11 protein-coding genes are annotated in these 10,004 nt (G+C 69.0%); 3 read left to right on the top strand and 8 right to left on the bottom strand.

What is annotated here, in order from left to right; all coding sequences use genetic code 11:
• Positions 1 to 297: hypothetical protein (locus Q7P21_RS16430; protein WP_304177948.1), on the top strand; the 297-nt coding region annotated here is incomplete at its 5' end.
• A 143-nt stretch (positions 298 to 440) separates the two neighbouring features.
• Entirely contained in the window at positions 441 to 728 is a 288-nt protein-coding gene (locus tag Q7P21_RS16425; RefSeq protein ID WP_304169599.1) for a hypothetical protein, read from the top strand.
• On the opposite strand, the gene Q7P21_RS16420 is transcribed toward Q7P21_RS16425, so the two are convergent.
• The 7 genes from Q7P21_RS16420 to Q7P21_RS16390 all read right to left on the bottom strand — a co-directional run bounded on the left by Q7P21_RS16420 (position 725) and on the right by Q7P21_RS16390 (position 7,486).
• Positions 725 to 1,192 carry a hypothetical protein gene (locus Q7P21_RS16420; protein ID WP_304177946.1) on the bottom strand — a complete coding sequence of 156 codons (468 nt, stop codon included), beginning with the start codon at positions 1,190 to 1,192 and terminating at the stop codon, positions 725 to 727. The two genes, Q7P21_RS16425 and Q7P21_RS16420, sit on opposite strands and share 4 nt — an antisense overlap.
• Positions 1,193 to 1,373: 181 nt before the next feature.
• The gene (locus Q7P21_RS16415) at positions 1,374 to 1,667 is read right to left on the bottom strand and encodes a hypothetical protein (protein WP_304169606.1); all 294 of its coding nucleotides are present in this window, start codon (positions 1,665 to 1,667) and stop codon (positions 1,374 to 1,376) included.
• Positions 1,668 to 1,837: 170 nt separating this feature from the next.
• Positions 1,838 to 2,980 carry a flavodoxin-dependent (E)-4-hydroxy-3-methylbut-2-enyl-diphosphate synthase gene (gene ispG / locus Q7P21_RS16410; RefSeq protein ID WP_304169609.1) on the bottom strand — a complete coding sequence of 381 codons (1,143 nt, stop codon included), beginning with the start codon at positions 2,978 to 2,980 and terminating at the stop codon, positions 1,838 to 1,840.
• Positions 2,981 to 3,058: 78 nt separating this feature from the next.
• Positions 3,059 to 3,985: a helix-turn-helix domain-containing protein gene (locus Q7P21_RS16405; RefSeq protein ID WP_304177944.1), complete on the bottom strand. Its 927-nt coding sequence runs from the start codon at positions 3,983 to 3,985 to the stop codon at positions 3,059 to 3,061.
• Between the two features lie 318 nt (positions 3,986 to 4,303).
• Positions 4,304 to 6,568 carry a phosphoenolpyruvate--protein phosphotransferase gene (gene ptsP / locus Q7P21_RS16400; RefSeq protein WP_304169614.1) on the bottom strand — a complete coding sequence of 755 codons (2,265 nt, stop codon included), beginning with the start codon at positions 6,566 to 6,568 and terminating at the stop codon, positions 4,304 to 4,306.
• A gap of 93 nt (positions 6,569 to 6,661) precedes the next feature.
• Positions 6,662 to 6,937, bottom strand: coding sequence for a metal-sensitive transcriptional regulator (locus tag Q7P21_RS16395; protein ID WP_304169617.1), 276 nt, complete (start codon positions 6,935 to 6,937; stop codon positions 6,662 to 6,664).
• A gap of 96 nt (positions 6,938 to 7,033) precedes the next feature.
• Positions 7,034 to 7,486, bottom strand: a complete 453-nt coding sequence (locus Q7P21_RS16390) for an ATP-binding protein (protein ID WP_304169620.1) — start codon at positions 7,484 to 7,486, stop codon at positions 7,034 to 7,036.
• Between the two features lie 112 nt (positions 7,487 to 7,598).
• Here Q7P21_RS16390 and Q7P21_RS16385 point away from each other — a divergent pair, with 112 nt between their 5' ends.
• Positions 7,599 to 9,332: an alpha/beta hydrolase gene (locus Q7P21_RS16385; protein ID WP_304177942.1), complete on the top strand. Its 1,734-nt coding sequence runs from the start codon at positions 7,599 to 7,601 to the stop codon at positions 9,330 to 9,332.
• A 155-nt stretch (positions 9,333 to 9,487) separates the two neighbouring features.
• On the opposite strand, the gene Q7P21_RS16380 is transcribed toward Q7P21_RS16385, so the two are convergent.
• A partial coding sequence (locus Q7P21_RS16380) for a PLP-dependent transferase (protein WP_304177940.1) occupies positions 9,488 to 10,004 on the bottom strand: 517 nt, incomplete at its 5' end.

Genomic DNA, 10,004 nt, shown 5'->3' with positions numbered 1-10,004 from the left:
AACGCCAAGCAGCGCCTGCATCGGCTGGTCGAGAAGCGCGTCCTGCTGAAGCCGGTGAAGGACCTGGTCGATCGCCTGGCCTGGACGCCGGAGGAGGAGGCGGCGCGCGGCGTGCGCGGCGACCCCGATCTGGCCAAGCGGCTGGTGCACCTGGTCTGGCAGGTCGCCGACCAGGGCTTTGAGCAGCGCCATTGGAGCGAACTGGCCGAGGCGCCGCCCCGGGTGGTCGCGCCGGCCCCCGCCCACGGCGCCGACACCGGCCATGGAGACGCCCACGGCGGCGACGGTCATCATTAACCTCGCCTGCGAGGAGAAGCCCGACGCCGCTGCCGTGTGTTCGGTTTTCTGGCGTCCCCAGGACGGGTACGTTCTCAGTCATGTCGATGCTCGCCCCACCTCAGAGACGCCGCCCGGTCCGGTCCGCGCCCGGGATGGACCCCTTGGTCGGTGAAATCGCCGAGGTCCTGCTGACCTTCGGCGGCGCCGCGCACCGCGATCAGGTGATCGATCGCCTCGGCGCGCACCGTAGCCGCGACGGCTTCCGCGACCTGGACCTGCGCGCCCGGGCCGTCGCGGTGTTCGACGCCCACAGCCGCCTGGACGCCGGCTATGGCAGGGTGCGGCCGCTGTTCCGCCGCCCCTTCGGTCCGGGCGCCTATCGCTGGGCTTTGACCGCCGAAGCCGAGGCCTTCCTGCGGGCCGGCTCGGAGGCCAAGCGGGCCAGCTAGTTTTCCAGGGCCTCGCCGAGCGCGCCGCTTTCGCGGCCCATGTCGACGCCCACCCGCCGCAACTGACGGAACAGGCGGCGCAGATTGAGATAGTTGGCCCGAACCAGCCGCGAGATTTCCGGCCGGGCCAGCACCTCGGCGGGCACGGTCAGTCCGCCATTGACCCGGACCAGATATCCATCCTCGATCAGGGTCTTGACCTTGCGCCGCACGGTCTCGGCCGGGATGCCCAGCATGGCGGCCAGGGCGCCGCCGGAGACGGGCTTCGGACAGGCCGTTTCAATCCCGTCCTCTTCCGGGCTGGGGGCCAGCAGGCGGATATTGGCCTGGATCACCCCGATGAACACCGCCCCCCGGGTCAGGTCTCCGCCCAGATGACGATTGGCGGCCCCCACCGCGCGCAGCAGATAGTCGCTGCCCAACTGGATCGCCGCCCGCTGGTGGACTTCATCATACTCGATCACGATCCCGCCCCATCCGTCGCGCGACCCCCACGGCCGCGAAGGATTGTCCCCGATATGAGTAAGACCCGGATTCACCAGTTTGAGTACTCGATTTTGGGTATTGGCCGGCTGAAAACGCAAAAGGGCGGGGCGGTCCTTTAGGACCACCCCGCCCTTCCAGAGCCTTGAACCCTGTCGGGCTTTAGGCGCGCACGCCGGTCAGGGCGGCCGAGCCGAAGGCGCCCAGCTTCACATTGCCGCTCAGGCTGTCGCCGGCGACCGTGACGTCGAATTCCAGCGTCATCGGCATGGGCGAGGTGATGGCGGTCGACCAGGTCAGCTTGTCGCCAGCGACCTTGCCCTCGATGGACTGTTCGCCCATCTGGCCCTTGGTGGTGCCGGTGAACGTGTCACCGCTGGTGGTGATCGTCGCTTCCACCGTCTGCGCGCCCATGGGCGTGTTGATGGTGATCTTCCAGTTGCCGTCCGCGGACATGGTGTCCCTCCCTGATTTGAGCCGGCACCTAATCAAGGCCCGGGGCCGGGCGCAAGGGTGACGCAGGCGTCAGGTTTGAGATTTCTGTGATCGTGTTCGGCGAGCCGTGATCGCCGGGCGCGGTTTGGGGCTTCCACCTTGGCGCGTATCGGGCTCCGGGCCCCCAAATCCTATTCGGCGGCTTCCAGCGCCTGGGCCCGCGCCCGTTCCAGTTCCGCCGCCTTGGCCTCGACCAGCTCGACGATGTGGTCGACCATGTGGCCGTTGTCCATCTTGTGGTCCGGCTTGCCGGCCAGATAGACCATGCCCGCGCCCTTGCCGCCGCCGGTGAAGCCGACATCGGTCATCAGGGCCTCGCCCGGGCCGTTCACCACGCAGCCGATGATCGACAGGCTCATGGGGGTGGAGATGTGCGCCAGCCGCGCCTCGAGCGCCTCCACCGTCTGGATGACATTGAACCCCTGACGGGCGCAGGACGGGCAGGCGATGATGTTGACGCCCCGGTGGCGCAGGCCCAGCGCCTTCAGCATGTCGAAGCCGACCTTGATCTCTTCGACGGGATCGGCGGCCAGGCTGACGCGAATGGTGTCGCCGATCCCGGCCCAGAGCAGGGAGCCCATGCCGATCGACGACTTGATCGTGCCCGAGCGCAGGCCGCCGGCCTCGGTGACGCCCACGTGCAGCGGGCAGTCGATGGCCTCGGCCAGCTGCTGATAGGCGGCCACGGTCATGAAGATGTCCGAGGCCTTCACGCTGATCTTGAATTCGTGGAAATCGTGATCCTGCAGGATGCGGGCGTGGTCGAGCGCGCTCTCGACCATGGCGGCGGGGCAGGGCTCGCCGTATTTTTCCAGGAGATGCGGCTCCAGGCTGCCGGCATTGACGCCGATGCGCATGGAGCAGCCGTGGTCGCGGGCCGCCTGGATGACCTCGCGCACCCGGTCAGGCGAGCCGATATTGCCGGGATTGATCCGCAGGCAGGCCGCGCCGGCCTTGGCGGCCTCGATGCCGCGCTTGTAGTGGAAGTGGATGTCCGCCACGAGCGGGACCTTCGAGCCCTTGACGATGGTCGAAAAGGCCTTGGTCGAGTCCTCGTCGGGGCAGGAGACGCGGACGATATCGGCGCCGGCTTCCTCCAGCTGACGGATCTGGTCGATGGTCGCGGCCGCGTCGGCGGTCAGCGTATTGGTCATCGACTGGACGGTGATCGGGGCGTCGCCGCCCACCTCCACATTGCCGACACGGATCTTGCGCGACGGCCGCCGGTCGATGGCGCGCCAGGGACGGAGGTGGGTGTGATCTTGGACGGTCATGATGGCCGCAAAATAGGGCCTCCGGCGCGAAAACCCAAGGACCGGGTTCGTCGCGCTGAGGAGACTAAAGTCTGGATGTCAGCCCTGGGGCGAAGCGCTCAGCTTGGCGACCGAGTTGAGGCCCACCGGAAGCAGGCCCTTGCTCTGGCCGCCCACGAAGGCCTGGACCGCCCCGGCCTCGACCACGTCGGCCGTGACGCCCTTCAGCATCGGGGCGCGATAGGCTTCGCCGGCCGCGAGCTGGCGGGCGAAATAGACCGAGCCATCCGGGCCGCGCACGATCAGCGAGGTCGGCTTGCGCGCCTGCAGGGTGACCTGGGAGGCGGTGGCCGGCGCGCCATAGATGGCGCCCTGGGCTTCGAAGGTCTGGGGCAGGGGCTGGGCCGACGGATCGGGCGCCTTGGCCTCGGGGTTCTGGGCGGCGGCCTTGCGGGCGGCGTCGACGCCGTCAGCGGAACCCGATGCGGCGACCGAGGCCTCAAGGCCCGGAGTCTCGTAAGGCGTGGGCGTGGTGGATTCCACCGGGGCCGGCAGGGGCGCGCCCAGCGACACCGGGCCCTCGGCGGCAGCCAGGGGCGCAGCGGCGGTTTCCGGGGCGGTGGGCGGCGGCGGGGCCTGTTCGCTCATCGCCCGCTGGGCGACGTTCCACAGCACGATGGCGGCGATGACCAGCACCCCGCCGACGATGATGGTCATCAGCCGGGGATCGCCGTCACGGCGCACGCCGACCGGCTCGCGCAGGGGCTCGTCGGTAGCTGGCTCGTCAGTCTTGAAGCGGTGGACAGCGGCCTCGCCATCCAGCCCCAGGGCGTTGGCGTAGGCCCGCACATAGCCGATGGTGAAGGGGCGCGAGGGCAGCTCGTCGAGCCGCATCTCCTCGATGGCCGCGAGGTAGGCGCGGCGGATCCGGGTCTGGTCGGCCACGTCCTGCAAGGACAGGCCGCGAAACTCCCGGGCGGTCTTGAGGGCCACGCCAATATCGGGGCCAGCATCCAAGGTCGGCATATAGGACTCTGCGACCCCGGGATCGCGATCCCAGTCGGTCGGCAAATGAAGATTCGTAACCCCGCCAGTATCGAGCGGCATGGCTACCCGCACCCCTGATCTTCCGTCCGGCGAATAATACCGAGACGCCCCCAAACTCCGACCGCGCCGGAGCATTAACTATTGTTCAGAATTATCACGCTAAAGTTCAGAAATCAATACGCAATTTCCGAACCCATGGTTAATTCGCCCGACACGCGAAGCCCCCATTTCGGGGGACGAGTCGCCAGGGGCGGCGATCCTCAAGCGCGATCACGGTTCTGAGCCGGATCACCTCTCTCAGATGGCGAGATAGAGTTTGCGCGCCAAGGTTTCTATCTCGTTGCGGATGGAGCCCGCCGAGCTCTTGATCAGGGTCGAAACCCCCCGTCGCGCGGCTTCACGGTCACAGGACAGCACCATCTGCTTGACCGGCCCGATCCCGGCCGGCGGCATGGACAGCCGCTCGAAGCCGAGCGCGGTCAGCACGAAGGCCTCCAGGGGCCGTCCCGCCATCTCCCCGCAGACCGACACCGGCGTGCCGGTCTCGGCGCAGGCGCGCTGGATGGTCTCCAGCGCCCTCAGGGCCGGCGGCGACAGAAAGTCGTAGCGGTCCGACACCCGGGGATTGCCCCGGTCGGCGGCGAACAGATACTGCATCAGGTCATTGGTCCCGACACTGACGAAGTCGGTCATCGGCAACAGGGCGTCGAGGTGCCAGATCACCGCCGGCGCCTCGATCATCGCGCCCACGTCCAGCCGCGACGGGGCCGGGCGGCCGCGGCGCAGGGCCCAGGCCACCTCGTGATCCACCAGGGCGCGGGCGGCGCGGAACTCATCGACGCTGGCCACCAGCGGGAACATGATCCTGAGCGAACGGCCCCTGGCCGCAGCGATCAGGGCGCGCAGCTGCAGGCGCAGCAGGGCGGGGCGATCCAGGCCCATGCGGATGGCGCGCCAGCCCAGGGCCGGGTTGTCCTCGCGCTCGGCCTCCATATAGGGCAGCACCTTGTCGCCCCCGAGGTCGAGGGTGCGGAAGGTCACCGGCAGGTCGCCGGCCGCGTCCATCACCCGGGCGTAGAGCGCCGTCTGGGCCGAGAACCGGGGCATCTCCTCGGCGACCATGAACTGGAATTCGGTGCGGAACAGGCCGATGCCCTCCGCCCCGGTCTCCAGCAATATGTCCAGGTCGACGTCCAGGCCGGCGTTCATCAGCAGGGTGATCTTCGCCCCGTCGCGGGTGAAGGCCGGGGTGTCGCGCAGCTTGGCGAACTCGGCGTGGCGCTGGAGCCGGACCTCGAGGCGGGCCTGCAGCGACTTGATCACGTCCGGGCGCGGCCGCAGATAGGCCTCGCCGGTCTCAGCGTCGACGATCACCTGATCGCCCTCCGAGACCTTGTCGCGCAGCCCGACCAGCCGGCCGACGCAGGGGATCTGCAGGGCGCGGGCGACGATCGCCGCATGGCTGGCCGCCGAGCCCTCTTCCAGCAACAGCCCCTTCAGCCGGGTGCGGTCATATTCCAGCAGGTCGGCGGGGCCGAGGTTGCGCGCGACCAATATGGCGTTCTCGGGCAGCACCCGGGCCTCGGCGCCCGCGCCGGACAGGTGGCGCAGCAGCCGGTCGGCCAGATCCTCGAAGTCGTGCAGTCGTTCGCGCAGATAGGGGTCGCGCGCCTGGCCCAGGCGGGCCCGGTGTTCGGAGCGCACCCGCTCCACCGCCGCCTCGGCGGTCAGGCCGTTGCGCACCGCGTCTTCCAGCGACCGGCTCCAGCCCCGGTCGTGGGCGAACATCTTGTAGGTCTCGAGCACCTCATAGGAGGCCTCGACCAGGCCATGCTGACCTTCCAGCATGAAGTCGATCTGGGCCTGCAACTCGGAGATGGCGGTCTTCAGCCGGGCGTCCTCGGCCCCTATGTCCTCGGCCAGCAGCTGAGACGGGGCGACCGGCGGCTCGTGCAGCACCACGACGCCGAGCGCCAGGCCGTCGGCGAACTTCGCGCCCTTGACCCGCTCGGGCTTGGTCGGGGCGATGTCGATGCCCGTGAGGTGGCCTTCCGCCGCCAGTTCGCCACCGGCGACCATCTCGGCCAGCACCATGGCGACGATCTGCAGGTCCTCGACCTCGTCGTCGGAATAGACCCGCTCTGTGCGGTTCTGGACCACCAGCACCCCGATGGCCCGGCCGCCGCGCAGCAGGGGCACGCCCATGAAGGCGTGGAACGGATCCTCGCCGGTTTCCGGGCGGTAGGAGAAGGCCGGGTGATTGGGGGCGTCGGACAGGTTCAGCGGTCGGCCCAGGCGCATGATCTCGCCGACCAGGCCCTCGCCGGGCTTCATCCGCGTCACGTGGACGGCGTTGGGATCCAGGCCCTCGGTGGCGAACAGCTCCATGTCCGAACTGGCGCGCCGCATATAGAGCGAGCACACCTCCGCCACCATCGACCGGGCGATGATCCGCACGACCATGTCGAGGCGCGCCTGGGCGGGACCGCCGCCGGCGAGCGCTTCGCGGATCTGCCGCAGCAGGCTGCGTTGTCCACGTGTGGCCACGTTGGGTGAGGGCATCAAGGGCCCGGTCTCCTCTCCCTGAGGCCTTCGTCTAGCAGCTTTGAACGTCGGAACGGAGACGGAAATGCGGCCCTAGGGTCAAGGGACGCCTCAACGCGCGGTCCGACCGAGCAGTTCGATCAGTTCGCCCGCCTTCTTGCGCTGTTCCTGCGCATCCCCGGAGACGATCGCGCCCTCGATGCAGTGGTCGAGATGGCTCTTCAGCATCTCGGTCTCCACCCGGCCGAGCGCCGCGCGCACGGCCTGCAGCTGGGTGAGGACGTCGATGCAATATCGATCCTCCTCGACCATGCGCGCTATGCCGCGCACCTGGCCCTCGATGCGGCTCAGGCGGTTCAGAAGCTTGGGCTTTCCGGCGTCGTCCATGTGCCGACGCTATACCGGCTGGGGGTAATAGCAACATGCCCCCGCAGTAGGGGTCAGCGTGATTGGCTATGCGCTCAGACTACGGGGCTGAAAGCTCTAGGCGTCCAGCTCGTCGGCGTCGGGCCGCTCGAACAACGGGGTCCAGGCATCGATGTCCTTGGGATCGACGCGGAAGCTGCCAGGCGGTAGGGCGGCATTGCGGGCGATCAGCCGGCGGATCAGTTCGTCGCGGGAAACGTCCAGGAAGTGCAGCCGTGAACTCGCGCCCAACGCCTCTGCGCGCCGCCGAAACCGGTCGCGCTCCTGTCGCGTCCAGAACCCTGGCTCCAGGATCACGCTCAGGCCCCGTTGCAGCAACTGCTGGGCGAGGTCCCACTGCAGATCGTCGACCGCCGCGCGGGCGGTCTCGTCATAGCCGTCGGCGCCGAGGCGAAGAAGCCATTCGTCGGAGGTGAGCCGTAGGGCGCCGGTCTCCGCCTCAAGCCTGCGGGCCAGGGTGCTCTTGCCGGCGCCGGGCAGGCCGCAGATCAGATGTAGGACAGGCGACATGAAGGCTCCGGATCCTGGGCGGTCGGTGGTGGGAGAAGCGCTCATTTTGCCGGTTCCCGCTCGACGGCGCTACGCCCATAGTCCCGCCCAACGAACACAGGGGAGATGGGTCATGGGCGGCAAATGGCGGCTGTTTGTCTTGGGCTGGGCGGTGATCCTGGCCGGCGCCGTCCTGGCCCACGCGGTCCAGACCACTGGCGGGGTCAAGGTCACCGACGTCCGCTTCCCGGGCGACAAGGGCGTGGTGATGAGCGGCCTCCTCTATCTGCCGCCCGGCGCCACGGCGGCCCATCCGGCCCCGGCCGTGCTGATCAGCCACGGCTATATCAACACCCGCGAGATGCAGAGCTCCTTCGCCATCGAGTTGTCGCGGCGCGGCTTCGTGGTGCTGGCCATGGACATGACCGGCCATGGCTATTCCGGCGGCGCGGTGGGCGAGCAGGGCTTCGGCGGCCCCGCCGCCCTGCGCTATCTGCAGTCCCGTCCTGAGGTCGATCGCGGCCAGATCGGCCTGGAGGGCCACAGCCTCGGCGGCGGGCCGGTGCTCTCCGCCGCCGCCGCCCAGCCGGACGGCTACCGCGCGATCGTGCTGGAAGGCACGACGCCGGGCCTGCTCGGCTCGCCCGCGACCGCCACGCCCACGACGCCGCGCAATGTCGCCCTGGTGTTCGGCCAGTTCGACGAGTTCGCCCCCCTGATGTGGCAGGTTCCCAAGGGCTCGCTGGTCGCGACTTCGCCGCGTCTCCAGGCCCTGTTCGGCGCCCAGGGGCCGGTGGTCGAGGGCAAGCTCTATGGCGATGTCGCCGCCGGCACGGGCCGCAGGCTGTGGAACCCGCCGGTCACCCACCCCTGGGAGCACTTCTCCCGCGCCGGCGTCGGTCACGCGGTCGACTGGTTCCAGACCACGCTCAAGGGCGAGGCCCGGCCCCTCGATCCCAACAACCAGATCTGGCTCTGGAAAGAGATCGGCACTCTGGTCGCCTTCGCAGGCTTCGTGATCCTGCTGCTCGGGACCTTCGAGCTCCTGCTGGCCGCTCCGATCTTCGCCGGTCTCGCCGCCGAGGCCCAGCCGACGACGCTCAAGCGCGACGGCAAATGGGCCCTGTCCCTGCTGGCGACCATCGCCATACCGGCGCTCAGCTTCTTCGCCTTCATGAAACTCGGGAACCTGTTCTTCCCGATGAAGGCCTTCCCGCAATGGATCACCAACCAGCTCTTGGTCTGGGCGATCCTCAACGGCCTGATCACCCTGGCGCTCGGCCTGGTCCTGCGACGCGGCAAGTCCAACCTCGCCAAGCTCGGCGGTCCGGCCGTGCTGCTGGCGCTCGCCGTCATGGCTGTGGGCTATGGCTCGCTGGCCCTGGTCGATGGGCTGTTCAAGGTCGACTACCGCTTCTGGGTCCTGGGGTTGAAGCCGCTGGACGCCGTCCACGCCCGCTACGCCCTGACCTATCTGCCGCTCTGGACCGCCTATTTCCTGGTGGCGATCCGGGCGCTCAACGCCAATCTGTCGGTGAAGGGCGAGGGGGCTCTGGCCGCCTACGCCACCGCGGCGCTCGCCATGGCCGGCGGCTTCGCGGTGCTGGTCGGCGCCCAGTACGCGACCCTGTTCTCCACGGGCCTGCTGCTGACCCCGACCGAGCCGCTGAACGTCATCATCGCCATCCAGTTCGTGCCGCTGCTGGCGGTGGTGGGGATCATCGCCGCCTTCGCCTATCGGCGCACCAACAGCTATGTGCCGGGCGCGCTGATCTGCGCGATGCTGATCTGCTGGTACGTGACCTCCGGCACCGCCACCCACTGGTCGCCGGACTTCAAGCTGCCGATCCCGACGGCGGGGAAATAGGCCGCGCTGCTCCCCCTCTGGGGGAGCTGGCCCAGAGGGCCAGAGGGGGCCGGCCTGCAAGGCCGGATCGGGCCGAACGACCTGGGCCGCTCCTATCGGAGCGGCCCCCTCCACCCCTTCGGGGTCCCCCTCCCCCAGCGGGGGAGGGGCCTTGCCTAGGCCGCGTCCAGCGCCCGGCTGACGTCGCGGGTCAGGTCGCCGACGCCTTCCAGCCCGACGCTCATCCGCACCCAGCCCTCGGTCAGGCCGATCTCCAGTCGCTCGGCCTCGGGCATGGAGCGGTGGGTGGTGGTGCAGGGGTGGGTGGCCATCGACTTGGCGTCGCCGAGATTGTTCGAGATGTCGACGATGGCCAGCGCATCCAGGAACCGCCAGGCCGCCGCCCTGTCGCCCAGGTCGAAGGCCACGACATTGCCGCCGCCGCTCATCTGGTTGGCGATGATCGCCGCCTGGGGATGGTCCGGCCGGCCGGGATAGAGCACGCGCTTGGTCTTGGCGTGGGCGCCGATCACGTCTGCAATCCTGGCGGCGTTCTGCGACTGGCGGGTGACCCGCAGTTCCAGGGTCTCAAGCCCCTTCAACAGCACCCAGGCGTTGAACGGCGACAGCGCCGGGCCGGTGTGGCGCAGGATGTCCTTGTAGCTCTCGGTCATCAGCGCCTCGCCGCCCAGG

This window comes from Phenylobacterium aquaticum (assembly GCF_947378715.1).
In the GTDB taxonomy this organism is placed as follows: domain Bacteria; phylum Pseudomonadota; class Alphaproteobacteria; order Caulobacterales; family Caulobacteraceae; genus Phenylobacterium; species Phenylobacterium aquaticum_A.
This window is presented reverse-complemented; position numbering and strand designations above follow the sequence as displayed.